25 protein-coding genes and 1 tRNA gene are annotated in these 25918 nt (G+C 56.1%); 12 read left to right on the forward strand and 14 right to left on the reverse strand.

What is annotated here, in order from left to right; translation table 11 throughout:
* The first annotated feature begins 35 nt into the window (after nucleotides 1–35).
* The 6 genes from ASAC_RS06525 (at nucleotide 36) to ASAC_RS06550 (ending at nucleotide 6273) form a co-directional block, all read left to right on the forward strand.
* Complete coding sequence (locus ASAC_RS06525) at nucleotides 36–917, forward strand: dipeptidase (protein WP_083774100.1); 882 nt, start codon at nucleotides 36–38, stop codon at nucleotides 915–917.
* 62 nt (nucleotides 918–979) lie between these two features.
* The gene (locus ASAC_RS06530; protein WP_013267205.1) at nucleotides 980–1297 is read left to right on the forward strand and encodes a DUF424 domain-containing protein; all 318 of its coding nucleotides are present in this window, start codon (nucleotides 980–982) and stop codon (nucleotides 1295–1297) included.
* 256 nt (nucleotides 1298–1553) lie between these two features.
* Entirely contained in the window at nucleotides 1554–2360 is an 807-nt protein-coding gene (locus tag ASAC_RS06535) for an electron transfer flavoprotein subunit beta/FixA family protein (protein ID WP_013267206.1), read from the forward strand.
* 10 nt (nucleotides 2361–2370) lie between these two features.
* The gene (locus ASAC_RS06540; RefSeq protein ID WP_048813036.1) at nucleotides 2371–3279 is read left to right on the forward strand and encodes an electron transfer flavoprotein subunit alpha/FixB family protein; all 909 of its coding nucleotides are present in this window, start codon (nucleotides 2371–2373) and stop codon (nucleotides 3277–3279) included.
* 128 nt (nucleotides 3280–3407) lie between these two features.
* A complete protein-coding gene (locus tag ASAC_RS06545) occupies nucleotides 3408–5324 on the forward strand; it encodes a 2-oxoacid:ferredoxin oxidoreductase subunit alpha (RefSeq protein WP_013267208.1) in 1917 nt (638 codons plus the stop codon).
* Nucleotides 5314–6273 (forward strand): 2-oxoacid:ferredoxin oxidoreductase subunit beta, encoded by a 960-nt coding sequence (locus ASAC_RS06550; RefSeq protein WP_013267209.1) that lies wholly within the window; start codon nucleotides 5314–5316, stop codon nucleotides 6271–6273. The genes ASAC_RS06545 and ASAC_RS06550 overlap by 11 nt, the downstream gene beginning before the upstream one ends.
* Before the next feature lie 54 nt (nucleotides 6274–6327).
* Here ASAC_RS06550 and ASAC_RS06555 read toward each other — a convergent pair whose 3' ends face one another.
* The 6 genes from ASAC_RS06555 to ASAC_RS06580 form a co-directional block, all read right to left on the reverse strand.
* A complete protein-coding gene (locus ASAC_RS06555) occupies nucleotides 6328–7179 on the reverse strand; it encodes a DMT family transporter (protein WP_048812875.1) in 852 nt (283 codons plus the stop codon).
* Between the two features lie 10 nt (nucleotides 7180–7189).
* Nucleotides 7190–7621, reverse strand: coding sequence for a PPC domain-containing DNA-binding protein (locus ASAC_RS06560; RefSeq protein ID WP_158303798.1), 432 nt, complete (start codon nucleotides 7619–7621; stop codon nucleotides 7190–7192).
* A gap of 46 nt (nucleotides 7622–7667) precedes the next feature.
* Complete coding sequence (locus ASAC_RS06565; protein ID WP_013267212.1) at nucleotides 7668–9569, reverse strand: aldehyde ferredoxin oxidoreductase family protein; 1902 nt, start codon at nucleotides 9567–9569, stop codon at nucleotides 7668–7670.
* Nucleotides 9556–10074 (reverse strand): 4Fe-4S dicluster domain-containing protein, encoded by a 519-nt coding sequence (locus ASAC_RS06570; protein WP_013267213.1) that lies wholly within the window; start codon nucleotides 10072–10074, stop codon nucleotides 9556–9558. Before ASAC_RS06570 ends, ASAC_RS06565 begins: the two co-directional genes overlap by 14 nt.
* Before the next feature lie 155 nt (nucleotides 10075–10229).
* Nucleotides 10230–10308 (reverse strand) — tRNA-Gly (locus ASAC_RS06575).
* A 27-nt stretch (nucleotides 10309–10335) separates the two neighbouring features.
* Entirely contained in the window at nucleotides 10336–11862 is a 1527-nt protein-coding gene (locus ASAC_RS06580; RefSeq protein WP_148217197.1) for a B12-binding domain-containing radical SAM protein, read from the reverse strand.
* 73 nt (nucleotides 11863–11935) lie between these two features.
* Between ASAC_RS06580 and ASAC_RS06585 the strand changes: the two genes are divergently transcribed.
* Nucleotides 11936–13084: a radical SAM/SPASM domain-containing protein gene (locus ASAC_RS06585; RefSeq protein ID WP_158303799.1), complete on the forward strand. Its 1149-nt coding sequence runs from the start codon at nucleotides 11936–11938 to the stop codon at nucleotides 13082–13084.
* Here the strand turns inward: ASAC_RS06585 and ASAC_RS07655 are convergent.
* Together ASAC_RS07655 and ASAC_RS06595 are read right to left on the reverse strand one after the other, a co-directional pair.
* On the reverse strand, nucleotides 13047–13499 hold the full coding sequence (locus ASAC_RS07655) for a PadR family transcriptional regulator (protein WP_202965446.1): 453 nt from the start codon (nucleotides 13497–13499) through the stop codon (nucleotides 13047–13049). The genes ASAC_RS06585 and ASAC_RS07655 overlap by 38 nt on opposite strands.
* 143 nt (nucleotides 13500–13642) lie before the next feature.
* Complete coding sequence (locus ASAC_RS06595) at nucleotides 13643–14116, reverse strand: NUDIX hydrolase (RefSeq protein WP_013267217.1); 474 nt, start codon at nucleotides 14114–14116, stop codon at nucleotides 13643–13645.
* 156 nt (nucleotides 14117–14272) lie between these two features.
* On the opposite strand from ASAC_RS06595, the gene ASAC_RS06600 reads away from it, so the two are divergent.
* Nucleotides 14273–15088 (forward strand): mechanosensitive ion channel family protein, encoded by an 816-nt coding sequence (locus ASAC_RS06600; RefSeq protein WP_013267218.1) that lies wholly within the window; start codon nucleotides 14273–14275, stop codon nucleotides 15086–15088.
* Between the two features lie 57 nt (nucleotides 15089–15145).
* On the opposite strand, the gene ASAC_RS06605 is transcribed toward ASAC_RS06600, so the two are convergent.
* Nucleotides 15146–15388 (reverse strand): sulfurtransferase TusA family protein, encoded by a 243-nt coding sequence (locus tag ASAC_RS06605; protein ID WP_013267219.1) that lies wholly within the window; start codon nucleotides 15386–15388, stop codon nucleotides 15146–15148.
* 125 nt (nucleotides 15389–15513) lie between these two features.
* Between ASAC_RS06605 and ASAC_RS06610 the strand changes: the two genes are divergently transcribed.
* Together ASAC_RS06610 and ASAC_RS06615 are read left to right on the forward strand one after the other, a co-directional pair.
* The gene (locus ASAC_RS06610) at nucleotides 15514–16929 is read left to right on the forward strand and encodes a YeeE/YedE thiosulfate transporter family protein (protein WP_013267220.1); all 1416 of its coding nucleotides are present in this window, start codon (nucleotides 15514–15516) and stop codon (nucleotides 16927–16929) included.
* Nucleotides 16930–17050: 121 nt separating this feature from the next.
* Nucleotides 17051–18325 (forward strand): Glu/Leu/Phe/Val family dehydrogenase, encoded by a 1275-nt coding sequence (locus tag ASAC_RS06615; RefSeq protein WP_013267221.1) that lies wholly within the window; start codon nucleotides 17051–17053, stop codon nucleotides 18323–18325.
* Nucleotides 18326–18410: 85 nt separating this feature from the next.
* Here ASAC_RS06615 and ASAC_RS06620 read toward each other — a convergent pair whose 3' ends face one another.
* Both ASAC_RS06620 and ASAC_RS06625 read right to left on the reverse strand, forming a co-directional pair.
* Nucleotides 18411–19397 carry a GTPase gene (locus ASAC_RS06620; protein WP_158303800.1) on the reverse strand — a complete coding sequence of 329 codons (987 nt, stop codon included), beginning with the start codon at nucleotides 19395–19397 and terminating at the stop codon, nucleotides 18411–18413.
* 32 nt (nucleotides 19398–19429) lie between these two features.
* Complete coding sequence (locus ASAC_RS06625; protein WP_148217198.1) at nucleotides 19430–19969, reverse strand: TFIIB-type zinc ribbon-containing protein; 540 nt, start codon at nucleotides 19967–19969, stop codon at nucleotides 19430–19432.
* A 176-nt stretch (nucleotides 19970–20145) separates the two neighbouring features.
* Between ASAC_RS06625 and ASAC_RS06630 the strand changes: the two genes are divergently transcribed.
* Nucleotides 20146–21120, forward strand: coding sequence for a tyrosine-type recombinase/integrase (locus tag ASAC_RS06630; protein ID WP_013267224.1), 975 nt, complete (start codon nucleotides 20146–20148; stop codon nucleotides 21118–21120).
* 4 nt (nucleotides 21121–21124) lie between these two features.
* Here ASAC_RS06630 and ASAC_RS06635 read toward each other — a convergent pair whose 3' ends face one another.
* Nucleotides 21125–21874 carry a hypothetical protein gene (locus ASAC_RS06635; RefSeq protein WP_148217199.1) on the reverse strand — a complete coding sequence of 250 codons (750 nt, stop codon included), beginning with the start codon at nucleotides 21872–21874 and terminating at the stop codon, nucleotides 21125–21127.
* A gap of 187 nt (nucleotides 21875–22061) precedes the next feature.
* On the opposite strand from ASAC_RS06635, the gene ASAC_RS06640 reads away from it, so the two are divergent.
* Entirely contained in the window at nucleotides 22062–22628 is a 567-nt protein-coding gene (locus ASAC_RS06640; RefSeq protein WP_148217200.1) for a hypothetical protein, read from the forward strand.
* On the opposite strand, the gene gatE is transcribed toward ASAC_RS06640, so the two are convergent.
* Together gatE and gatD are read right to left on the reverse strand one after the other, a co-directional pair.
* Nucleotides 22625–24553, reverse strand: a complete 1929-nt coding sequence (gene gatE, locus ASAC_RS06645; protein ID WP_013267227.1) for a Glu-tRNA(Gln) amidotransferase subunit GatE — start codon at nucleotides 24551–24553, stop codon at nucleotides 22625–22627. The genes ASAC_RS06640 and gatE overlap by 4 nt on opposite strands.
* Entirely contained in the window at nucleotides 24540–25877 is a 1338-nt protein-coding gene (gene gatD, locus ASAC_RS06650; RefSeq protein ID WP_048813039.1) for a Glu-tRNA(Gln) amidotransferase subunit GatD, read from the reverse strand. The genes gatE and gatD overlap by 14 nt, the downstream gene beginning before the upstream one ends.
* Nucleotides 25878–25918: the final 41 nt, after the last annotated feature.

Genomic DNA, 25918 nt, shown 5'->3' on the forward strand with positions numbered 1-25918 from the left:
TTAACCATAGGCTGTCCGGTGGGACCACGAGGCTTATTGACCTACATGAGGACATAGGGTACTGGTACTCCAGGGGCTATGACTTCGTGTCGGGGCAAGGTCCCGCGAGCCTTGATAAGCTGTCAAAGTTAGGCGACGTTGCAGTAGTGGCCATGATATTCCCCGCGGTCGGCAGGGGAAGGTATGACTTAACGCTTAACGTGCTGCTCAACCAGCTTAAGTACTTCCTAAGCCTTGAGCTCGAGGGCAAGGTAAGAATAGTGAGGAGGGCCAGCGACCTGGATCAGCCTGGGGTGAAGCTAATAATAGGGCTCGAGGGCACGGATGCCCTAAGCGACGCTTATGATTTGCTCTGGCTCTTTAACGCTGGCCTCAGGGTAATAGCTCCAACTTGGAACTATAACACCAAGTTCGCGTCCTCCTGCACCTCAAAGAAGGACTACGGCCTCACAGACCAGGGCGAGGAGCTGGTAAAGCTTGCCAACGAGCTTGGAGTGATAATAGACGTGTCGCACTCGTCCAGGCAGACGACCCTTGACGTGACGTCACTAAGCAGGAAGCCCGTCATAGCCACCCACAGCAACGTGATGGCACTTAAGCAGCACTACAGGAACCTCGACGACGCGGAGATAGAAGGCATAGTAAAGACCGGGGGCGTGATTGGCGTGACCAGCATACCGGGCACGCTGCCATCCGACGACATAAATGGAATAGCCACAGTGGCCAGCTACATCGGCGAGAGGTTTGGGTGGGACTACGTGGCCCTGGGCACGGACTTCCTAGGCCTTGACAAGTACCCGCAGGGGTTCTCAGACCTCTCCAACATTGATGACCTGGCTTCAAGGCTTGGCAGCCACGCAGAGGCCGTCCTGTGGGGCAACGCGCTGCGCGTCTTCAGACAGGCGCTGCCGCAGTAGCCAATTAGCCCTACTTGAGCTTTTAAACATCCCTCGTCGTTACAACTTTTGAGCTGACCGACATGGGAAGCAAGCTGGTCTACAACATAATAAGGTCCGAGTCTGGCACGGTGTTAGCAGTAGCTGACGCCGAGCTACTAAATAGGAGGTTCACAAGGGAGGACGGGGCGGTGCTTGAAGTTAACGAGGAGTTCTTCGGAGATAAGGTTGGCGATGAGAACGACGTGCTGAGGCACTTTGACGAAGCCGACATGATAGTGCTCGTCGGCAAGAGGTCGGTGGAGCTTGCAGCGAGGCTCGGCCTTGTAGCCCCAGGCTCTGAGATAGTGGTGGGTGGAGTACCTTACGTGCAGATATTCAAGTCGCTCATGTTGGGCTGAGCCCTTCCTCGAGCCCTGCGACTTGCCTTAGATGGGAGTCCCCACTCCGTTGGGCTCGATAACCCGTAGGCCCACGAGGTTTCAAAAGCCCTGCGGCAAGGCGGAAGTCCCTGCGCCGACCATGATTTAAGGAAATGATTAAGCGAAGGCGCAGGACAAACGGTAAACTCCAAAAGAGCTCAGCTGAGCCCCCTATATGCAGCCCATAAGCTTGGCCTTTTATTTACAGGGTCAAATATAGCAGGCGGGTGATCACGTGGGAGACATAGTGGTGTTGCTGAAGCCGGCCCTCAACCCGGAGATGATAAGGGGGACCCCCGAGGGCTCCGTGGACTTTGACTACATGCCCCTGAAGCTCTCCGACATAGACAGGAACGCGGTGGAGGAGGCGGTAAGGATCAGGGACCAGTACCTCAAGGGCTCAAAGATTTACTCCATAAGCGTAGCTACATGGGGGCCCGTGGCTAAGAGGGACAAGGACATAAAGATGGCCGTTCAGGAGGGCCTGGCAAAGGGTGTGGACGAGGCCTACATAGTTGAGGATGACTTAATAACCCCTGGAGACCAGGTGACCACAGCTTCCGCTATAGTGGCTGTGCTCAGGAAGTTCAACATAAAGCCGGATATAATACTGGCCGGCGAGGCCACCATTGATGGGTTCTCGGGCCAGGTGGCGGGCAGGGTCGCCGCGAAGCTCGACCTGCCCTACGTTAGCTTCGCGAGAAAAATAGATATCAAAGGCAACACCCTGGTGGCCGAGAGAGACGTGGAGGACTACGTGGAGGTTGTAGAGGCCCCGCTTCCCGCAGTTGTGAGCGTCACCAGGGAGATAAACTCTCCAAGGCCTCCAACACTGATACAGATAAGGATGGCCTCAAGGAAGCCGCAGCACGTGGTCAAGTTAAGCGACCTAAGCGACGTGGTGACACCAAAGAAGAAGCTCTCAGCTGCCAGGGTGCTTGCGGTCAAGAGGAAGCAGGTAATGATAGAGGGCAAGACCCTTGAGGAGACTGCCGACAAGCTGATAGATGCCCTGGTTTCCGAGGGCGTGATAAAGGCGTGAGGTGATGGCAATGGCTTCCTCGTTGGTCGTTGGAGGTTCTGAAGATGACATAGCTGAGGCCCTAACTATAGCCAGGCAGCTGGGCAGCGTACACATAGTGGCTTATGGCAACGTTAATGCGGCCTCGCTGGCCGAGTACGGCCACATAGTCTATCATATAGCCCAGGACGACCCTGAGTCCATATTCAAGGCTGTTAAGGAGATCTATGACCAGGTCAAGCCTTCCCTTGTAGTCGCCTTAACCTCTAAGAACCTGAAGGACGCCCTCTCGAGGCTTGCAGGGCTCTACGATCTGCCCATGGCAACTGAGGTCTTCAATGTGAAGCTCTCAGGCGACCAGGTCTCATACACTCGCGGCTTCCTAAGCGGGAGGGCGCTGGAGGACGACGTAGTCCCACTGCCAGCGGTCCTCCTCCTGGCCGCCAGGAAGACGCCCAAGGCGCAGAAGTCGCAGTCCAAAGGCGACGTAAAGGAGCTAACGGTCACTCCATCCATTAAAGTTGTTGAGAGAAGGCCCAAGGAGAGGGGCGGCGTTAATATAGAGGCGGCTGAGATAATAGTGAGTGTCGGGAGGGGGTTCAGGAGCAAGGACGACCTCAAGCTGGCCTTTGATCTGGCGGAGGTGCTCAACGCCCAGATAGGCTGCTCAAGGCCCGTGGCGGCCGACCTCAAGTGGCTTAGCGAGGACCACTGGGTTGGCCTGAGCGGCCACAAGGTGGCTCCAAAGCTTTACATGGCAATAGGCATAAGCGGCGCGCCGCAGCACCTGGCGGGCATCACTGACGCTAAGCTTGTAGTAGCCATAAACAACGACAAGAGCGCCCCAATATTCAAGAACTGCGACTATGGAGTAGTGGCCGACCTCTACCAGTTTGTGCCGGTGCTCACGAAGAGGCTGAGGGAGAGACTTCACAAGTAGCCTGGATACACTTTATAATACTTTTCTATAAAAATATTTTGAAGAAATTATTTAAGATTATGAAAAAGAAAAATACATACATCAGTGTAAAAGCGTTTTAGGCTAGCTTAATTTGATGAGTGTGAGCAATGGCACTTAAGGAGGTTCACCTGCTGCTGGGCGGGCCGCAGGGCGCTGGAGTTGAGACCAGCGCCTCGGTGCTCACGGCCTCCCTGGCAGGGCTAGGCTATGGCATCATGTCAGACAGGGAGTACTACTCAAACATAGTGGGAAGACATTCGTACGTGCACTTCACCATATCAGCCACCTCGTTCCCGCGCAGCCTAACCTATCCAGTCGAGCTCGTGGGCGCAATGGACGCTGAGTCCGTCCTGACACACTTCCATGAGGTTGCGCCGGGAGGGGTCTTAGTTTACGATGCAGGCGTTGATAAGACGAAGATCTCCCAAGTAATAAGCATGGAGCCTGAGGTAAGGGAGAGGGTCGAGGCCAGGTTCAAGGAGTACGGTCTCGAGCCCACTGTAGGCAACGCTGCCAAGATCGTTGAGGAGAAGCTAAACGCTCATTCTGTTCCTCTGGACTTCAGGAAGATACTTGACGAGGCCAGACAGAAGCTCGGCGTCAGCAGCGTTGAGGTGCAGCGCTACAGGAACAGCATACTCCTGGGGGCCGCAGCTGCGGTCCTGGGCGTTGACCCAGAGGTAATAAGGGACGGGCTCAGCGTGAGGTTCAAGGGAAACCAGAAGATAGTTAACGCTAATATGGTCGTCATAGGACTTACAATGGAGAGCGTCCCCAAGGACGTGAGGGGACTTGCAAAGCTCGATGAGCCCAAGCTCGACGTTGAGGAGATGATCAGCGCCAGTGGGAACGACGTTATAGGCATGGCTAAGATAGTGGGCGGCGTCAGGTATCAGTCGTACTACCCAATAACGCCAGCATCGGATGAGTCTGTGTTCATAGAGGCTCACCAGGCCGTCAGCGTTGATGGCAAGCCGGTGGGCTCAATAGTTGTCTTCCAGACTGAGGACGAGCTGGCAGCTATAAACTCAGCAATAGGCGCCGCACTCACAGGCGTGAGGGCAGCCACGGCAACCAGCGGGCCAGGCTTCAGCCTGATGGCTGAGGGCCTTGGCTGGGCTGGCCACAACGAGGTGCCGCTGCTGATAACCTTCTACCAGAGGGGAGGCCCAAGCACTGGACAGCCGACAAGGGGGGAGCAGGCTGACCTGCTTTTCTCGCTCTTCGCGAGCCACGGCGAGTTCCCAAGGATAGTGATTGCAAGTGGTGACATAGAGGAGGCATTCTACGACACGCTGAAGGCCCTCAACTGGGCCGAGAGGTTCCAGGTGCCTGTTATACACCTCGTAGACAAATACATGGCTAACGTCATATCAGCCATGAGGATGCCTGACCCCTCTAAGGTTAAGGTTGACAGGGGCAAGCTTATACTTAAGGCCTCAGGACCCATGAAGAGGTTCGACCTAAGCGACCCCATAAGCCCGAGGCCTGCCATAGGCTCTGGCGCTATAACCTGGTACACCGGCGATGAACATAACGAGTGGGGCCACATAAGCGAGGACCCTATAAACAGGGTCAAGATGTATGACAAGAGGATGAAGAAGCTTGAGATCATGGACCAGGAGATACCCGTGGAGGAGAGGGCCGTATACTACGGCGACGACAACGCTGATTTCCTGCTGGTGGGCTGGGGCTTCGTGAAGGGGGCGGCCCTTGATGCCCTTGAGGAACTGAAGCAGGAGGGCTATCACGGCGCCTACCTTCACTTAAAGGTATTCAGCCCGTTCCCATCAAAGTACGTGGCTGACATCCTGTCAAAGTTCGACCCCAAGAGGGTAATAGACGTTGAGCATAACTACCTTGGCCAGGCGGCCAAGGTTATAGAGATGAACACCGGCTTTGAGATATCAAGGTTTATTTTGAAGTACACGGGGAGGCCCATGTATCGCATGGAGCTCAAGGAGGCCGTGAAGAGGATCCTTGAGGGTAAGAGCGTGAGGGAGGTGTTGACCTATGGCGAGTGAGGCCGCATATAGGACTAACGTGTGGGTCGACTGGTGCCCTGCGTGCGGCAACTTCGGCATACTGACAGCCATGCAGAGGGCGCTGGCGGAGCTGAACATACCGCCAGACAAAGTGGTCGACGTTTCAGGCATAGGCTGCAGCGGCAAGACGTCACACTTCCTCAATGTAAACGGCGTCCACAACCTTCACGGGAGATCCATACCTTACGCCGAGGGCATAAAGCTGGCCAACCCAGAGCTCACGGTGCTGGTTAACGGCGGCGACGGCGACCTCCTGGGAATAGGCATGGCGCACTTCGTCGCACTTGGAAGGAGAAACCTGGACATAAAAGTGATAATTCACGATAACCAGGTGTACGGCCTGACCAAGGGGCAGGCGTCGCCAACTCTGAGGGCAGGCCAGAGGGTCAAGTCAATGCCCTTACCTAACATGCAGGACTGGGTTAACCCGATATCTGTCGCCCTTGCAAGCGGCTACACCTTTGTGGCCAGGGCCTATGCGCTGTGGATAGACGACCTTAAGGAGATACTGAAGGCCGCCATAAAGCACAGGGGCGCAGCAGTCATAGACGTGCTGCAGCCGTGCCCGACGTGGAACAACATCTACACGCCGGACTTTTACAAGCAGAGGCTCTACAAGCTTGACAGCGAGAAGGACTGGGACCCATACGTGAAGGGCCCTGACCCAAAGGAGGTGGCCGAGAAGCTGAGCAGGGCGTTTGCTAAGGCCCAGGAGTGGGGAGACAGAATACCTGTGGGCATATTCTATGCTAACCCGTATGTCGAGAGCTTCGTCGACAACGTCTCTAAGGTGAACCCAATGTACATGCAGATGTCGCCGGCCAAGAACGTAATAGCAAAGGACGATGGAACGCCCATAGTAGACGTGCCGACAATGAGGGCTATATTTAAGGACTACATAATAAATGTGAGGAAAAAGCATAACTAAATAATTGCTTCTAAAACATAATTATATTTTAAAGTTTTTCTTTAATTTTAATAATTATAGAGCTATAGTTCCCGACACCAGCAGTATTCCAAGGAACGCCACGCAGGCCGCGACCCAGTGCCTTATCATAGGGTGCTTGCCAGCCTCCCTGGTGGCGCCGTAAAGTAAGGCGGTCGTCACTATGGGCCTCAGGTTTTGAAGCGGGGTCACGACGTCAACTTCCAAGGACGTGAGGGCCACGTACCTGAGAAGCTGGCCCAGGGCCGCGGCCAGGCCCATTATAGCGACAGGCTTCCCGGACCTCCTCAGCAGGCCCAGGCTAGCCCTGGGGCTAAGCGCCACCAGCCCTGAGAGGTAAGCTATTATCACTCCGAGCCCTGGGCTGCCACCGTAGAGGTCGCCAAGCTTTATTATAGCCACTGATGACGCTATGGCAAAGCCTGTGGCAAGCCCAAGTCCAAGGCCCGAGAGGCTGAACCTCTCCGTGCCCCAGTCCGAAGCCAGGTAAACGCCGGCCATTATAGCGACGACCCCTAGAACTATTGAGGGCGTTACCCGCTCGCCCAGGATCAGGCTCATGAGTATTGAGAAGGCCGCGCTGGAGCTGGTCATAACGCTCGCACCACTGGAGGATAGTCGGGAGGTCGCGGCGTACATGAGTGTCCTTCCGACGCTGAAGTTCACTATGCCAGCTACAATAAAGAGCCCAGCTGACGCGAGGGTTAGCCTGAGGCCGCCAGCGAAGGGCAGCACTATAGCAAGGAGCGGGAGCCCTGCCAAGAGCGTCGAGAACGAGAGAAGTGACGGGTCAGCGCCTTCAAGTTTCATCTTCGCGACAGCGTCATGTACTCCAAAGGCCACGCCAACCGACACGGCCATTGCGAGAGCTGCTGCTCTTGGTATCAAGCTGACAGCCTCACAGAGTTAACGCCGGAAGCCCTATGGACTGATCCATGAGCCTCCGAAGGGTCCCAGAGGCGCTCACTATGAAGACTTCAGCCAGGGGGCTGACCACGCCCTTAAGCAGGTGGCCCGACACGGGTTGATGATCTGGCAGTGCCGCCGTCACGTGTATGTGAGGCGAGGGGGCCCCAGTTTCGTCGAGGGCCAGGCTCCCTACGGCAGACGTGAGCTCTATGGTCTCGCCCTCGCCGGCGTCGAAGCTTTGGACGTCATACTTTCCCTGCTTGTAGACGCCTACCTCCAGGTGCTTCAGGCCTCCGATGGCTACTATGAGGCCGCCACTTATTGAGTACTTCCTGGAGAGCTGCCTCACGGACTCAAGCAGCTCCTCCCCGGGGTGAAGCCTTGCAATTATCAGGGATGAGGGAGAAAGGCTTACTTCCACAGCCCTCACCTGCTAGCTTTTACCTGGGGGGCAATTAACGCGTTAGCTAGTCCTCGAGCTTTATTCCCCTGGCCTCCAAGTCCATGGCCACCTCCTTGAGCCCCAGCCTTAGTAGGGTGGACCTCCTTGGTACGCCATCCCTGGTCCAGCCTCTCACGTCATAATATTCATCTAACATGACGTCAAGTTCTATCACGTGCCCCTTAGCTGGCCCGCTCCTCAGCGGCTCCTCCAGGAACCTCTTCGGCAGCCTGTCGTGGGACCTCCTCACTCCTTCCCTGACTAGGTAGGCCCTCTCTATGTTAACTATCCTCATGCCGGCCTCCCTCATCTCGCTCTCGGTGACGTGGATTCCTGTGATTGCGGTGTAGGCCCTGGCGGCCATATCAAAGTCAAGTATTAGCATGTTCTCTGCCGTGTTTTTACAGGACTCAAACGAATCTACGATTGCATTGAGGTCCTCAAAGTAGTTTATCAGCTTGCCCTTACCCTTGACGCCTAGCCTCATCGCTGCCTCGGGCTCCCCGAACATCTTCTTGCCAAGCTCAGGATCGTCCTCAACCTCAACGAAGGGCTCAGACCTGAGGTGATCCGCTCCCCTGCTGGCCACCGCAAAGCCGAGGCCGTAGCCCTTGAGGGCCCTCGGGTCCGCCTGTATCATCTCCAGCCCCTTAACGTGGAACGCTATGTCCTTGCCTCTGTTCAGCATCTCAGAGGCCCTCTTGACGCCCTCTGCCAGGACCTTGCCTATGCCCCTCCTGTAGGCTATCATGTCCACGAGCTCCTCTATTGTGTCAGGGTTGCCCCACTCCAGCTTCACGCCGGCCTCCTCATCCGTTATCTCACCGCGCTGCCTCAGCTCCATGAGCCAAGCTATGACCTCGCTCGTGGTTATGGCGTCCATGCCGTAGTCCGCCACCTTGAGTATTATCTTGAGCGCCCTGTCCAGGTCCCTGTTGCCCACCCTGACGGTGAAGCCGCCGAGGGGCTCGTACTCAGGCCCCTCACCCATGAGGCCGGCCAGCGGCCCCCTCTTTATCATGAAGAACCTCGCGCAGGGCAGTGCGCAGCCGGCCGAGCACGCCCTCACCTTAACGTTGTACTCCCTGGCGAGCCTCTCGCCGCTGACATCATACGCGTAGTCAACCACTGGGTCCTGGAAGTGCCTCCCTGGGAGAAAGCCAAGCCTCTGGCCGGCCATCAGCACCCTCGACGTGCCCATTATTCTCCTTGGCCAGTACTGCGGGTTCTCATAGATTCTGCGGAGCATCTCATCTATAACCTTGATGAGCTCATCTACGTTCTCAGCTTCAATGTAGCCGTCCCCCCTCACGGCTATTGCCTTAACGTTCTTGGAGGCCAACACCGTCCCCATGCCAGTCCTGCCGGCGGCCCTGTAGACGTTGAAGAAGACCCCAGCGAACTTCACAAGGTTTTCAGCCGCAGGCCCAACTGCGCCCACCTGGACCCTCTGATCCCCGAGTTCATGCCTTATAGCCTCGTGGGTCTGCGACACGGTGAACCCCCAGAGGCCCTCGGCATCCATGAACTCAACGCCTGACTCCGTGATGTACAGGTACACAGGCCTTTCACTTCTGCCCTCTATGATTATCTGGTCATAGCCGGCGAACTTCATCTCCTCGGAGAAGTGAGTGCCTGCGTTGGAGTCCCCGAGGAGGCCTGTCAGGGGCGAGCGGGAGGTCACGTTAAGCCTCGACCCAAGGCCGTGGGGGAAGCCTACCAGGGGCCCCGTCGCTATCATTAGCTTGTTCTCAGGCCCCAGCGGGTCGACGCCCGGCGGAACCTCCCAGTATAGCCTGTAGGCGTTGAGCCCCCTGCCGCCTATGAAGGCCTTGGCGAGCGAGGGGTCGAGCTCCTCAGCCCTGTATGTTCTGTGAGTAAGGTCTACCCTGAGCACCTTCCCTCCATAGCCCTTAAGCCTCGTCAACGTCAACACCCCACTCATCCGCCAACTTCCTGAGCTCGCTTATGGCGAAGGCCTCGGCGGCGTTACGCGGCTTCACCTTTACGTTGGTTACCTTGGAAAGCGACAGCGCATTAGTTGGGCACCTGGCGACGCACATGGGCTCCCCGCCGCACAGGTCACAGATGAGGGGGTAGCGGGCCTCCCTGGGCTCCATTCTCGCAGCGCCATAGGGACAGACCTCGCTGCACACCCTGCAGCCTATGCACTTGCCCTTGTCTAGGTTCACCTCACCGAGCTTTCCTTTGCTCAGCGCGCCGGTGGGGCACAGCTCGACGCATGGGGCTGGCTCACACTGCTGGCATACCACGGGATAATCAAAGCCTAGGCGTTCATAAGTTATAACTGATATTCTGGAGAGGGACCTCGAGAACACACCTTCATGTTCATAGGAGCACCAGAGCTCGCATATATTACAGCCAACGCACTTAGAGGGGTCCACAACTACGTGGATCCCCTTAGACTCCATTGGCTCAAGGTCTCACCACTGGGGTGGGTTTGGGGCTTCGCCATTTTAAGGGCTCACATATATGCACCTATGATTTTCTGACTGGTTTGGTCAGCAGGATGGTTATATGGGAACATAGCTACATATAATCAATGTTGATTGATTTTTAGGCGATCTGGTGCGGCGGCCGGGATTTGAACCCGGGACCTTCGGCTTGGGGGGCCGACGTCCTAATCCAGGCTAGACGACCGCCGCACCCAGGTTAAGCATAAGGTGGGGGCTTTAAAATATTCCCTTGACATCCCCTAGCTCCTCCAGCGCCTCAGGCACCTCTGCCAGATATGCCTTAAGCCTCATTTTCAGGGTGCCCTCATCCACGGCCCCTATTACATGGCTCCATGGCAGCGGGGACGCCCTGGGCCTCACGGCGCTTGAGAACATGCCCTCCGCGGCGCGCCTTCTCCACGAGCCTCTGCCAACGCCTTCCATTGCAGTCTCAACTATGTACTTTAGGGTATCCCTGTTGCCAAGCGATATTGAGGCCTGCACCAGCGCAAGGAAGGGGTCGTAAAAGCTGAAGTTAACACCTGGCACGAGCTCGCGGAACAGCCTCAGCCTCCTGTTCAGCTCCCCCTCGTCCTTCATGGGGAGCCACTGGAGCGGGGTCTGAGGCTTAATGATGAGGGGGTTGACGCTGAGCTCAACTCTGGCCACCTGTGACACGCTCTTAACAAGCTCCGCGGCCTCCCTCAGGTCCCCCTCCCTCTCCCCAGGCACCCCGACCATCATGTAGAGCTTAACTGTAAGCCCAAGCTTGCCAGCCCTCTCGGCAACCCTCAGGAAGTCCTCATTCCTTGACGACTTGCCCAGGGCGAACCTGAGCCTCTGTGAGGTCTCGGGGGCTAGCGTTATTGTCCTCTGGCCGGCAGACGCTATGAGCCCCACGGACTCCTCGTCGAGGAGCTCCGCCCTCATGGAGGGCAGGGAGAACCTTATCCCCTCACTGAGGAGCGAGCTCAGGACTTCCTTAAACCACGGGCTGGCGTTCACAGTGAGCCCTATCATGGCAACCCTCTCCTTGTACCTTTGGTAAAGCTGCCTGGCCTCCCTGACTACATCATCGGCGGGCCTGGGCCTGAACGGCTTGGTTATGTAGGAGTCCATACAGAAAATGCATGAGAAGGGGCAGCCCCTCACCAGCTCAACAGCTATTGTAAATGCGGCCTCCGGAGCCATTACTCTCCTGGGATCCCCCCTTATCTCGCCGGAGGAGGCTATGCGAACCTCGTGAGGTCCATAAGATGGGACGTAAACGTGCTCAGAGGGCTCTATGGGAGCGCCCTCGTTGAGCACCTCCTCTAGCCACAGACTTGACGGCTCCAGGTCGCCCATTATTATGGCATCTGCCGCGTCTGCCATGGGTTCCGGGTTCGCCGTCACGGCGGGCCCTCCCATTATTATCTTCGGGCCGGCCCTGTCGGCAGACCTCACGCTAACCCCTGAGCCTATGAGCGCTCTAACTACGTTAGCATAGTCAAGCTCGTAGTGCACCGGTATAACTAGGTAGTCAAAGGACCTGAGGGGTGTGCCGCCCTCCAGCCCCCTGAGCTGTACAGGGCCTCCTGAAGCGCTAGGCATCACGAGCCTCTCAACGTAGGCGTTCTCCATGTCATTTAACATAAAGTAGAGCCTGTGGTATACCAGGGACGACATGGCCACTCCATAGGTTGACGGGTAGAAGAGGCCAACCTTTGTCATGCCCTTCCTGTACTTCTTTGTTACAGCGCCGGCCTCCAACTGGTTTGCCATCTGCTTCCTAGCGACTAGAGCCTTGCCAAAGCTAATAACTGCTAGTAGCTAAGCGTGCGCCTTGGAGGAAGCGTTGAAAGGCGATGAGATATTCAGCGATGTCCTTGCCGAGGCCTTCCTGACGGAGTGCCCAGCGACGCCCCTAAGCCACTTGGCTGAGGGCTCAGAGGGTCTCGCTGCCGAGGGGGTTCCGTACCAGGTCTCCGCGTACGTCACCAGGGCCTGCAACCTCAGGTGCCTCCATTGCTATATCTCCGCTGATAAGCCTCTCCCTGATGAGTTGAGCTATGAGGAGTGGTCCCGGGCATTCTCGGAGCTCGTGGACCTGGGCACCAGAGTCCTGTACATCCTTGGCGGCGAGCCCATGCTCAGGAGGGACATCTACGACATCATAAGCTCAGCCTCAGGGCTCGGCATGAAGGTCTCCATGAGCACTAACGGCACGCTCATAGGTAAGAGGGAGGCCGTAAGGCTCAGGGAGTCAGGGCTCTCGGAGGTCCAGGTGTCACTTGACGGTCCAAGTGAGGCCATAAATGATTCCATAAGGCCGCCAGGCTCCTTCAGGGCCGCCATCTCGGCCATAAGGCACCTGAAGGAGGTGGGCCTCAGGGTCACCATCGGGGTCACCCTTTTCAGCGCTAACGAGGCCTATGTTAAGTCCATGATTGACTTAGCAAAGAACCTAGGAGTGGACAGCATAACTTTTGAGGCGCTGGCGCCTTTTGGGAGAGCGATTGTAAACCGGCTTCAACGGCCGTCTGAGAATATCTGGAGGACGATACTGCCTTTGGCGGCGGGCAGCCCAAGGATCTCGCTGAGCTCCATGAGGTTCCTTATGCCGATAAGCCTACTTCAGGAAAGCTACAGGAAGGCCAAGGAGTTGCTCGGCAAGAGCAGTTACCAGACGTGCCCAGCAGGCAGGTCAAGGATGGTGATAGACGCCAACGGTGACGTTTATGGGTGCGAGCTTCTTATTGGACTCATGAAGCCTGAGGGCAACGTGAGGAGGGACAGCATTAAGGAGCTTTGGAGGGGCGGCTTTGGGGGCCTCAGGCGGAGGGACCTGAGCAACGTGCTGCCGTGCAGCTCATGTACAATGTATGAGCTCTGCCGCGGCGGTTGCCCTGCCAGGGCGCTGCAGAGGTACAGGACGCTGAGGGCCCCCGACCCGATGTGCCCCTATGTCAAGGGCCGGCCTGTCCCTTCAGCTTCTCGATTATAGCGTCAAGCCTCCTCCTTGCTTCAAGCAGGCGCTGAAGCTTGTCCTTGAGCATAGTTGGGGACTCGCTAAGCTGCTCCTCAAGGTCCGTCAGGGCGTTGTCAAGCATCACGAGCGGGTCAAGGGCCGACGCTAGGGGCATGTAAAGGGTCTGCGCCAGCTGTAGCCCCCTCTCAGTAAGCTCGTATCTTCCATCGTCGCGCCTTGAGATGAAGCCCTCGTCGCTTAGCTCGGCAAGCGTAGGGTAAATGCTTCCCGGCGAGGGCCTCCAGAGACCTCCTGTGAGCCTGTAAATTTCCTCCATAAGCTCCATGCCATTCATAGGCCTCTTAGCGAGAAGTGAGAGGACCAGCGGCCTCAGCCAACCCCTTCTCCTTCCTCTGGCCATGTGAGACCATGGCGGTCCCCAGCCCTGCAACTCAAGGCCCTCGTGTGCTGAGTTTTTAAAGGACTTATATCTGTTAGCTTGATGAAGTCCTGCGGCTATCAGAATTTTCTGCATTTACTAGCTGGCGGCCATGTTCCGATAGTGAGCGGAAAGCGCATTATTAAAAGAGCGGATCATCGCGATGACGTAGTGATGACCTCAATGGGGTTCGTCATGGTTGTCAGGCCTCTCATAACCTTTTTGAGGAACTCGCGCGTCGAGGCAGCAACCTCCGCGCTTTCCGACGCCTCCTTAATGTCAAACAGCCTAACATCTACAGCATCGCTTGAAGCCCTTGGAGTCCCCCTACAGTTTTCCATAAGGACCGTTATCAGGATGTAGTGGAACATTACCTTTCCATTTTCGTCTCTAGTTATTATTTCATCGACGTTCACTACGCCTTTAGAGCTACATAGTAGACCTGTCTCCTCAGCTAGCTCCCTCTCGGCGGCGGCGTAGAGCCCCTCGCCGAGCTCTACCTTGCCCCCAGGTATAGCCCACTTGTCCTTGTCTGGCGGCGCCGCCCTCTTAACCAGGAGGACCCGATCGTTAATTATTACAAGGGAACCAACGCCTACAATAGGCTGATCCGGGTAAAGCCCGCGCAAGATTATACGCCTGCCAGCTGTCAAGAATGCACCATAATATTATAACTTATTATTAGCACTAGCTGTGGCCCTATTATATTTTTAATATAAAAAACTACTTCAGAAAGATTTTTAAATTTGTTTATTAGAAGAGAAAAGAGACCTGGTGATCGTCCAGTGAGTGGCGTGCTCTCAACTCTAAGCTACGCCCTTACTCAGAGCCTGCCCTCGATAATAGAATTCATTATAATAGAATTCATTATAATAGTAGTAATAGGCGTCGTAGTTGCTTATGCAGTTGCCGCGGTCCTAAGAAGAGTACTAAACCTCAGGTTCTTCGCCCAGTACCCTGACGTTGCCAACCTATTAGGCCTCAGCGTCGGCGCTGTAAAGGCCTTCATTATATTGATATCACTGGCCATAGGGTTCTCAGTGCTAAAGCTCGGCATGGCAACCGTCTATATGACTGAGATAGCCAACTACCTGCCCTCCCTGGCAGGCGCTATAGTGCTGCTAACGCTTGGAATAGCGCTCGTTAACATACTCGTGGACTACATGCAGAAGCAGGTGGGCGGCTCCGGAAACCCATTCTTCGGGGCCATATTTAACGTGCTTAAGTTCGGCCTCTACGCAGTGATAATAACGGTTGCAGCCCAGCTGGCAATATTCTACTGGATAAAGTTCATAAACCCATACCTGTTCTATGACATCATAATCGCTTCAGTGATACTTGTAGCTACTTTAAGCATAACTGACACCGTGGTTGACAACCTCCTGAAGTCGCACCCTGAGCTCAAAGACCTGGCCGGCTACGGTAGGTTCCTGCTCTACGTCGTGTTCCTACTTATAGCAATAGCTGTCATAGTGCAGCCGTTCTCTAATGTTACAAGCATCATATATGCGTTCAGCTGGGGCTTTGCTATAGCCTTTGCAATAGCAGTCATACCGCTGGTCTACATGCTCATAAAAAGAGTCTCCAAAGAATTAGCATGAGTGTTAAATAGATATAATGTTTTATCTTAAACAAAGAAAAAGTAAAATGGTTACAAGTTATTTTTTAGCGGTGACCTTTATCACGGCCACTATTTTGTCCTTCTCCTCTCTAACCTCGACCAGCTGGTTTCCCGTCCTCTTAACCCAGGCCTCCACGTCAGGCTTGAAGCCGGGATCCGTGGCCCAGATCTCTATGGTGTCTCCGTTCTTTAGATTCCTGTAGGCCTTAACTATCTCAGTTATGGGGCCTGGGCACGAGAGCCCCCTAGCGTCTACAAGGACCTTTCTGGCCTCACTCATGCTTCCACTCTCATATTAGAGAAGGGAATTCTCTCTATAAAAATTTTGCCATATAGCGTCCCCGTTTTTCTAAAAAGAGAACGCTTTTAGGTCGTTTTCTCTAAAATGAGAATTGGTGGGAACGGTTGGCAGGTGTTCCGCTGTTTAAGGTGAACCCCTGGGTTGACGCTGCTTTCTACGCAGTCCTGGGCTTCCTCTTTGGAGTCCTGGCCGAGAGGACCACGTACTGCATAGTAGTTGCGACCCATCAGGTAATGGGAGTTAAGTACAGCAAAGTCTATGAGATGATCCTCGTAGGGGTGGCGGTCTCCTCGCTCCTCACAGGGCTCCTAGTGGCCTCGGGGCTTGTTCCTGCAGTGGACGCCTATTTCAAGGTGCCGGGGGCGGGCTGGTACACCCTGTTAGGCTCATTCATATTTGGCTTCGGCATAATGCTTGGCCAGGGCTGCATGGTGGGCATGCTGTGGAAGGCCGGCCAGGGCTACCTGGTCAACTGGCTCGAAATAGCGGGCATGATAGCGGGCACTGTTATATTTGCCTTCCCAGTATTTGACGGGCTCAACCTTAACTGGTGGTGGCACCACGACACCTCACTCAGCATAATGAACGGGGCCCCCCAGAACTATGTGCCGAACCTTCTTGACAGCTTCCTGTCGCTCAGGGCGGCCGCCGCCCTCACTGGCGTTATATTCTTCGCTGGAATTATGGCCGCCGCCCTATGGCTCAGGCATAACAGGCTAGCCTGGACCGGCGGCGAACGGGGAAAGATTTGGAGCTCGCCGTATCTCCTTGGAACAGTGTTCGGCCTCTTCATGGTGGCCTCATTTGTGTTCCTGGCTGGCAGGGACTTCAACTACCTCGGCGTGACGACACCTGTTGGCCTCCTCGGGGAGTATTTGACGGCCCCCTTTGGCGGCGTCCTCGGCTCCGCGTCAATGCCAAACAATTGGTTCCAGACAGTGGGCATAGCCAGCGTGTTCACCTTCTTTATACTGATGATACTCTCCGGCGCCATGGTGTCAGCCATTTGGAGGGGGACGTTCTCGATCAGGCTCCCAGCGAGGAACACGAACGCCGCGGCTGAGATGGCAATAGCTTTCCTGGGAGGCGTCATACTAGCGATAGGCGCCAGGATGGCTCAGGGCTGCAGCGTCGGCGGCTTCTGGAGCGGCCTCGCGGCCCTGAGCCTCTTTGGGCTCGTCTTCACAGTAGGCTTCATACCTGGCACCATAGCCGGCTACTACGCATATGTTGCCATGAGCAGCGCGGCCGCCAGGAGAGTTAAGACAATAAGGCAGCTCTCCTCAATTGAGCTAAAGGTTGGCAACGTCGACGTAAGCGGGCTTGTGGTCGCAGTCCTTTGGTCTATGGTCCTTGGAGCTGTAGGAATAGAGCTCAGGGCCTTTAACTCGGCGCTCAGGGTTCACATGAGCCCTGCTGCAGTATCGCAGTGGTCAGCGGTAATGGAGGTCGCAGCAGTAGTAGTGCTGTTGCTGGCGGTCGTGGGCTGGCTAAGGAGGGGCTCCGCCGCTTCCCGTTAATACTTAATTTAAAATAGCCGTCTATTTCTTTTAAAGCCTATAAGAATAACTCTTAGACTATTTTAGCAAGAATTTATATATCTTGTGAAACAGCTCTGTATACATGCGAGGTGCATTTGAGTTGGCCGTAAGGCTTGACCCTTATGAAGAAGCCAAGAAGCAGCTGGAGGTCACGGCCAGCATACTGGGCCTGAGCAAGGAAGTCTACGACATGCTGGCCACGCCCGAAAGAATTGTACAGGTCAAGATACCTGTGGTCATGAGGGACGGGAGCGTCAAGGTCTTCATAGGCTGGAGGGTTCAGCACAACAGCGCCCTTGGCCCCTACAAGGGAGGGGTCAGGTACAGCCCTGAGACCAACCTGAGCGAGGTAATGGCTCTGGCCATGTGGATGACCTGGAAGAACTCGCTGGCAGGTCTCCCCTACGGAGGCGCTAAGGGCGGTATACAGGTTGACCCATTCCAGCTTAACCAGTATGAGCTCATGCAGCTCTCTAAGAACTACTTCTCAGCAATATCACCCTTTGTGGGCGTCGACCTTGACATACCTGCCCCGGACGTTAACACCAACCCCCAGACCATGGCCTGGTTCCTGGACGCCTATGAGTCAAGGACTGGGCTGAAGCAGCTGGGCGTCGTTACTGGTAAGCCCCTGGAGCTCGGGGGCCTTGAGACCAGGATATACTCGACGGGCCTCGGCGTGGCCACCGTTGCCCAGGCCGCGGCTAAGAAGCTCTGGGGTGGCATAGAGGGCAGGACCGTTGCCATACAGGGGTTCGGCAACGTGGGCTACTACACTGCCAAGTTCCTCAAGGAGATGGGCGCAAAGGTAGTTGCGATATCAGACATAAAGGGAGGCATATATAACAGCAAGGGCTTTGACCCTGACGCGGTCAGGGAGTACATAACTAAGAAGGGCTCCGGCTTTGTCATTGACTACCCTGACGTTGAGAGGAAGATTACCAATGACGAACTGCTGACAAGCAACGTTGACATACTGGTCCCTGCTGCCGTGGAGAACGTCATAAATGCGAGTAACGCAAACAACGTAAAGGCCAAGCTCATAGTCGAGGGAGCCAACGGGCCAACGTCGCCTGAGGCGGAGCAGATACTTGTTAAGAAGCAGGTCGTCATAGTGCCTGACATACTGGCCAACTCAGGAGGAGTAGTGATGAGCCACATAGAGTGGGTCAACAACAGGATGGGTGGGTGGATAACTGAGGAGGAGGCCAAGAACAAGCTGATGCAGAAGATGACTGACAACTTTAACGCGGTCTGGAACTACTGGGAGCAGAAGCTCGGAGGCCTCGGAGGGGCCTACAGCATGAGGACGGCCGCGCAGGCCATAGCTGTTGACAAGGTCGTAAGGGCTATGAAGCTGAGGGGCTGGATCTAAGCCCTTGTCAACTTGAAGTTTTAGCCTAGGTCAACCTCACCTTATTTTGTTGCCGCCTTCCTGGGCAGTCACCTACAATGGAAGCCTATGGTTTAGGTTTCAGAACCGCTCTAAGGGCCTCAAGGCACGCCTCCTTATCCAGCGCTGAAATCTTCATGTGCTCTGTGATGCCAGACTTCAGGAGGGTGCTCTCCACTAGGTTAAGCCTGTTGGAATCAACTGCGTCCACCTTGTTAATTACCACAAGGACCCTACGGCTACCGCCTAACATCGCCCTAATTCTGGAGAGGAGGCTAACCTGGGACTCAAGGTCCAGGGGGGCCTCCGGCGTCGGGTCCACGAGGTAGAGGACAGGCCCTGGAAGCTCCTGGAGAGCCGCCACCGCCCTCAGCTCGACTTCGTTCATCTGAGAGGGATCCCTGTCAAGTAGCCCTGGGGTGTCAATTACTTGCACTTCGACTCCATCAACGTTAGCGTGCCCCACTATAACGTTCTTAGTTGTGAATGGGTAGGGGGCTATCTCAGGCCTTGCCCTTGATACCGACGACAGGAACGTGGACTTGCCCGCGTTAGGAGGTCCAGACACTATAACTATCTGTTTGCTCACGTCTATGCCAGGCAGTCCAGCGAGGAACTTGACTACCTCCCTGAGCCTCTCAAGGCCGTGGGAGCACTTCTTAAGCTGAGACATCATCCTTCCCCGGGCTTCCCTGCCTATGGCCCTCGCCTCGCCTTCGCTTTCGGCGGCGAGCAGCCTGTACCTGTAGCTCTGCCACATTCTCTGGGCCACCGTCCTGGCCTTCACGACGCACTCTATATCCCTGTTGACCTGTTCCATGTCAAAGCTTATACTGAGGAGCCTCAAGTAGAACGGGTGGAGCCCCCTGAGCAGCGACCTTAGCTGCATCACAGGCTCCGTCTTGCCCACTATCACGTCTTTAACCAGGTCCAGGGACCTCCTTTCCCTCTCGTAGGCGTTGACGTTATGGGGGTACCTGTTCTTAATTCTCTGCAGCACTTCGCTGTAAGAGGGCACGTGTATCCTCTTAGCTATGGCTGCCGGATCCGGCAACAGTTGACCCTTGATTCTGGCGGAGCCCATGCTTATTTGCGCTCTGGGCCCAGGAGCCTCTCCCTCACGAGTTCCTCGTACATCATGAAGGCGGCCCTGTGCCTCCTCACAGCGCTTTCTATGGACTTAGGCGAGGCCCCTGACCTCCTGGCGGCCTCAGACAGAGCCCTCGAGGAGCTCACCCCGAGCGCCTTAAGGGTAGCGTAGACGGCTAAGCCCACCTTAACCCTCTCAGTTCTTGACTTAAGCTCGGGGAACCCATCTATTACCTTGAGGGCCTCCGAGGCCTCAGCGTCGTGCCTGGTGGCGGGCGACCTAAACTTTATAGCGCCGTTTATAACCTCAATGAACTTGCCCCTGCTCACAGCCTTAGCTGAGGCCCTCTCAAGGGCCACCTCAAGCGGCCCCCTGGGGGGAGAGCCCTCAACTACCCTCTGCGCGTCTTCGCTAAACCGCGGAGGCCTGTCGTCTATTAAGTTCTCTATTATCGCTCCGCAGTCCTGACACACCAGGTGTCCGGTCTCCTCGCTCCAGGCAAGCCTCTCAGAGCCGCAGTAAGGGCACCTTAGCATGTTAATCACCACCGCGCCCTTGAACTATGGGCTGTAAATTCATTGTGATAGCTTAGCTACGCAGGGAGGGAGGGGCCCTGGCGTAAGTGCTATGGCACTTCGCGAAACTGTGGTATCACTGGCTCTGAACCCCTAGCTGGCCCTGCCCGCTACTTGATCTCAGGTGAGCGCTAAGTTTGCCTGCCAGAAGAATTCAGCAGCCTCAGCCAGAGGTTCTTTCGAAGAGCGTCGCTGACGCTGTTGAAAGCTTCCTTAGCGCGCTGGAGGCCTCCGGGGCCTCAAAGCTGACGCTAAAGTCCTATAGGGCAGCGCTGCAGTCCTTCGCGTCTCACGTGGGTCCTTCAAGGCCTGTCTCCCAGCTATCCCAGGCAGACTACCTTTCATGGCTTTCAGAGATGAGGTCCAAGGGCCCCGTGGGACCACGGGGAGGTAGGTGGAGTTCGACTGTTCACTACTACACAATCTTTGTCAGGAGGTTCCTCCAGTGGCTCGGCATCTCAGGCCTCCCGGCAGAGCCCCAACGTAGGTCTGAGTTCAGCGGGGCCCTGAGCTGGAAGGAGGTTGAGGCCATGATGTCTAAGGCCAGGGACCTCTACGACTTGCTCATACTTTCCCTGATGGCTGAGTCAGGGCTAAGGGCGAGGGAGGTGGTCAACTTGACGTGGGGCGACATAGACCTAGCCAAGGGCGAGGCCAGGGTTAGAGGAAAGTATGGCAAGGAGAGGCTTGTGGTGCTTGGCCAGGTGGCGAGGTCGGTGCTTTCAGTGCTGCCGCCAGGGGGGCCCAACGAGAGGGTGGTAAAGCTGAGCTATCAGGCCATATATGATAGGGTGAAGTCGCTTGCGAGGAGGGCTGGCATAGACGTCAGCAAGGTGAGGCCTCACGTGCTCAGGCACACGTTCGCGACCGAGGCGCTGAGGAGGGGGATGAGCCTTCCCGTGCTTCAGAGGCTGCTGGGCCACAGCGACATAAGGATCACACAGGTGTACCTTCACCTGCTGGACGAGGACGTCAGGAGGGAGTACGAGAGGGCATTCATGCAGCCCCAGCAGCCCTACTATATGGCGCCCCAGTACCCAGGGCAGGCTTACATGGGTTACCCGCTGTACCCTCAGGGCTTTTACCCAGGCATGACAGGGCAGAGGACCTGATCCCTCAGATCATGCCCTCCTCCATGACCTGCTCCTTTACCCTCCTCCTGAGGTCCCTGCTCTCAAACGGCATGAGGTCCTTGAGCTGTTCAGGGACGCTGAGCCTGGAGCTCCTAATCATTTTTAGCAGGGCCTTGTAGGCGCTGTACGAGGCCAGGCCCTCGTCGTTTATGTCGGCCTCAGCTATGGCCTTAGCTACCCTGTAGAGACTCCTGAGCTCCTCCTCGTTGTTCACAACGGCCACCTCCCCATCCCCTCCCTGGACGACTTTGACTAGCTGGGCGAAGTGTTTAGCTGGCAACTTAACTACAAGCTTATCCCCATCAAGCAGCTCGGCCTCCGGCTCATCCGGCTCATCCAGGTCCGCATCACTGTAGTAGTCCCCTTCGTCCTCGCCCTCAGAGCCTAGCTCGAAGGGTTCTGGGTAGAAGAGCACCAAGTCGTCGGTGAACGCCACCATCTCTATGGATTTAAGGCGACCGTAGACCTCCCTAGCTATGTTTGATACTAAGTAGTACACGAGGAATACGTCTTCATTATCATACTCTTCATCGCTGTCGTTATCTTCCATGCCCTCGCCGCCTCCGTAATCCCCTTCGTCCTCGCCAGAGCCTACGGCGACTGAGATTATATTGCTAAGCCAGGTTTCGAACTCCCTCGAGGCTCTCCTGAGGAACACGAAGGAGAGTGCGGCGGTGAAGGCCCCAACAAGTGGCGGCACAAGGGAGGGCCACCTGAAGATGCCTGAGAGCACCAGCACTGATGAGAATGTGAAGACTCCAAGCAGGGCTGAGATGATCGTGATAGCTATGTAAAGCTTTACACCCGTCCCTATCAGCCCAACTCGCAGTATGTTGAGGCGCCCCTATTAAGGCTAATGCTCTATTGAAGCTTTTTCACCTGTCTACGAACCTCTAAGCTAGAATTACCAGGTGGACGCCTTGCCAAGAGTTGACATTGGTATGTACCTCGTGGAGTTCGCCAACATCTTCACGCTGAGCAGGCAGGAGCTGATGTCGTTAAGGGACTGGGCCCTGGCCAGCGGCGCTGTGTTAGTCACGTCGCCGTCTATCGTCAGCGTGAGCACGGCCTCAGGCCCAGTCAGGCTAGCCGTCGGCGTGGGGTCCCTCATAAGCAGCGAAAAGCCTCCGATAAGATGGCTTCAGATAACATCGCACGACTGGGTCGACGGCTGTCCCTCAGGCTCGAAAGAGCCCAACTATCATGTGGCTGACTCAGGTGACATCAAGGTCAAGGGCGTTGCTGTTGCTATAGACTACAGGGACCCGCCCTCACTTATGGCTAATTCTATGAGAAGTGAAGCGATGCTTAGGTCGCAGACGGAGGGGCAGCCGCTACTTGTTATTGTAGACGACGAGACGGGAAAGCAGTGGCCGCTTATGACGCTAAGGGAAGGTGCTTATGAAATAAACGCGGCGGAGGGGAAGGTCAGGGACTTGTTGGAGTATGCGGCCTCGCTCTACTCGTCGTGCCCTAGTGGCGTTTAGCTCGAGGAGGCCAGCTGCCTTAGCTTTGACCTCAGAATATCTGAAACGGTCTTACCGTCTACTTTACCCCTGAGGACCCCCATGGCTTTACCCATCAGCGTGCTGAATGAGGCCTCGCCCTTCTGCTTTATGAGCTCCATGTTCTCAGCAATTATCTTGTCTATCACGGCCTCGGCCTCCTCCCTGCTCATGCCAATGAGTCCTAGCTGCTTAGCCGCCTCCTCAGCCGTTATCTTGGGGTCCTCAGACATCTTAGTAAGTATGGGCTCGATGGCTTCCTTGGCTATCTTGCCGTCAGCTAGGAGCCTTATGAGGCTCTCAAGCCTGCTCTCGTCTATGGAGTCCACGTCAACGCCCTTGCCCCTCAGGCCCTTCATTATGGTTACGAATATCGAGGCTATCAGCGTTGGCTGCACCGAGGAGCCATAGGTGTATATCATCTCCTCTATTATAGGCAGCCTGGGGTCTGAGACCACCTTCTCCGCAAGCTCCCTACTCATGCCGTACTTTTCAACGAAGCGCCTCACCTTGGCCTCGGGGGGCTCCGGCACCAGCTTCTCGGCCTCAGCCAGTATGTCAGGCGTCACCCTCAGCGGAGGTATGTCCGTCTCGGGATACATCCTCTCCCTGCCAGGCCTTGGCCTCATGTATTTAGTTGTGCCGTCCTCGTTGGCTGCCCTGGTCTCCTCTGGGACGCCGTCGAGCGCCTGCCTGACCCTGTCCACTATAACGGAGAGGGCCCTGAGCGCCCTGTCCTCCCTCTCCGCCACCATGGCGAAGGCGTCTACGCCTGGGTCAGCCCCCAGGGCCTTGTGGACGGCGTTAACCTCCTCCTGCGTTATGCCGTAGTTGGGCAGCTCGTCGCTGTGGAACAGGCCCTGCACGTTGGCCCAGAACCTGACGTAGTCCGCTATCTCTGTGCCAAACCTCCTGCCGGGCTGTACGTAGGTGCCGAGCAGGCCCTTCATCCTGGGAAGCTTTATAGCCAGGACGCGGCCGCCCTCGCTTATGGCCTTGGCAATCACCTTGCTCTTGGTGCTCCTGAATACGTCAGTCACGTCCACTGGCTCCATCCTTATGAGCTCCTTAGTTATGCCCCTCCTTACCATTTCATCCCTTATCTTGAGCAGGTTGACCTGCCTCATGACCTCATACTTGACTATCTTGTCTATGAGCTCCAGGGTCTGAACTCCCTTGATCTCGGTCTTGGCGCCTCCCGCTATACTGACGTTAAGGTCCTGCCTTATGGTTCCAAGGCCTCTCCTGACGGCGCCAGTCATGCGGAGCAGCATGCCTATAGCGAGGGCCACGTCCCTGGCCTCAGAGGGCGTGTGCATGTCAGGGGCCGTGGAGATCTCTATGAGCGGTATCCCGAGCCTGTCAAGCCTGTATGATGTCTCAGGCCCGTTCTCGCCGACCTTCCTGGCGGCGTCCTCCTCGACGACTATAGTCTGTATGCCGTAGTCCTTACCATTGACAGTTATCTTGCCTCCCAGCGCCACTATTGCAGTCCTCTGGAAGCCGCTCGTGTTACTGCCATCTATCACTATCTTTCTCATGACGTGGACTTCGTCCACAATGGTTGACCCGAGCGCCTTAGCGATGGCTATAGCTATGGCCACCGCATCCCTGTTTATCGGGTGTGGCGGCTCCTCGTCAGACTCGACCAGGCAGTAGTGCCCCCTAGGCGCCTCGTACCTGTAGACCCTACCTTTCCTGTACTCAAAGAGCGCGGCTATGTCAACGTCCCCAGTCTCGCTGCGGGTCGGCCTGAGTCTCCTGGTAAAGCTCTCGGGGGCGTTCTCTTCAGTCAGCTCGGCTGGGCAGCTGCAGAACAGCTTAGTCCTCGTCTTAAGCTGCTGGTGGATCTCAAGGCCTACCTTGAGCCCCAGCGCCTCGTAGTCAAGCTCTTCATTCCCTGTCATGGTACCACCTCGGGAACAGCTTAAGTTCATGTCTCGGATTTATCTCGCCGGCCAAGTTGGTCAACATCAGCCTCCTGACCTCTCCCAGGTCCCTGGTTCTGTGAAGCGCCCAGGAAAGCTTTACGTAGGCGGTCTCCGGCAGCATGTCCTCCGCGGGTATGACTCCGGCCTGGAGCATGCGCCTTCCCGTGCTATAGACGTTAAGGTTAACCCTGCCGAAGAGCGTCTGGCTAGTTATAACAACAGGTATTCCCTCCTCCACGGCCCTCTGCACGGAGGGTATGAGCGCGTTGGCTACGTGGCCGAAGCCCGTGCCCTCTATCACTATTCCATGGTAGCCCCTGTCCACAAGGAAGTCTATCAGGTCGCTCGTCATGCCTGGGAAGAACTTTATTAGCGCTACCTTGTCGTCGAAGCCGTTCTCAGGCCTGAGCTCCCTCGACCTGCGCCTGTAGTCCTCCTTGAGCATCTCTATCTTACCCTCGTAGGGCCACACCTTGGCAAGGGGCACGTCATTTACAGACTGGAAGGCGTCCCTCCTGCTCGTGTGCATCTTCCTCACCTTTGTCCCCCTGTGGGCCAACGCGTACGAGTCGCCGGTCTCGCCGTGCATCACCACGCACACCTCCCCGAAGGGCGCCCTTGACGCCACGAGGACGGCCGACGTAAGATTGAACGCTGCGTCGCTGCTGGGCCTGTCGCTGCTCCTCTGGGCTCCAACTAACGCCACAGGCCCTGGCAGCCCCCTGTGAAAGACAAACGAAAGGGCTGCCGCCGTGTATGCCATGGTGTCTGTTCCATGCGCTACTACTACGCCGGAGTACCCCTTCTCAAAGTACCTGGCGACCTCCTCGGCTATGGCTTGCCAGTTCCTTGGAGTCATGTCCTCGCTGAATATAGACATGAACTGAACAGAGTCAACGGTGGCGTACTTAAACATCTCAGGCACGGATGCCGCCAGTTCCTTGGAGTCCATGTACGGGTTCACCGCCCCAGTCTCATAGTCAACCCTGCTCGCTATAGTGCCGCCGGTGCCCAGCACAAAGACCCTTTCAGCGGGGGGCCTGACCTCCTCCTCAGAGAGGCTCACCGGCTCGCCTGGATGGGTCGTCAGCGACCCTCCCTCGACAACTCTGACCTTGGCGCCTTCGTCAATTCTTATGCCCACGTTATAGCCATTGTCAAGCTTAAGCACCACTATGTCAGGCGCGGAGAACTCGCTCTTGGGCATCAGGGTTCCCATAAGCCTGGACCCGTCGGACCTTGCGACCTCAACTACATCTCCTGGCCTCGCTGAGGCCTCAACCAGCTTCTTCGCTGCTATGCCCGTGTAGCCGTAGTAGGGTCCGCTCTCGTTGGAAATAC

Source organism: Acidilobus saccharovorans 345-15 (assembly GCF_000144915.1).
Lineage (GTDB): Archaea > Thermoproteota > Thermoprotei_A > Sulfolobales > Acidilobaceae > Acidilobus > Acidilobus saccharovorans.

Excerpts from the sequence above, each read along its gene's own strand:
- ASAC_RS06570 (WP_013267213.1), bottom strand. The coding sequence starts at position 10,074 with ATGGAGTCTAAGGGGATCCACGTAGTTGTGGACCCCTCTAAGTGCGTT.
- ASAC_RS06605 (WP_013267219.1), bottom strand. The coding sequence starts at position 15,388 with ATGAGTGAGGCCAGAAAGGTCCTTGTAGACGCTAGGGGGCTCTCGTGC.
- ASAC_RS06625 (WP_148217198.1), bottom strand. The coding sequence starts at position 19,969 with ATGCTAAGGTGCCCTTACTGCGGCTCTGAGAGGCTTGCCTGGAGCGAG.
- gatE (WP_013267227.1), bottom strand. The coding sequence starts at position 24,553 with ATGACAGGGAATGAAGAGCTTGACTACGAGGCGCTGGGGCTCAAGGTA.
- ASAC_RS06530 (WP_013267205.1), top strand. The coding sequence starts at position 980 with ATGGGAAGCAAGCTGGTCTACAACATAATAAGGTCCGAGTCTGGCACG.
- ASAC_RS06550 (WP_013267209.1), top strand. The coding sequence starts at position 5,314 with ATGGCGAGTGAGGCCGCATATAGGACTAACGTGTGGGTCGACTGGTGC.
- ASAC_RS06580 (WP_148217197.1), bottom strand. The coding sequence starts at position 11,862 with ATGGCAAACCAGTTGGAGGCCGGCGCTGTAACAAAGAAGTACAGGAAG.
- ASAC_RS06545 (WP_013267208.1), top strand. The coding sequence starts at position 3,408 with ATGGCACTTAAGGAGGTTCACCTGCTGCTGGGCGGGCCGCAGGGCGCT.
- ASAC_RS06540 (WP_048813036.1), top strand. The coding sequence starts at position 2,371 with ATGGCTTCCTCGTTGGTCGTTGGAGGTTCTGAAGATGACATAGCTGAG.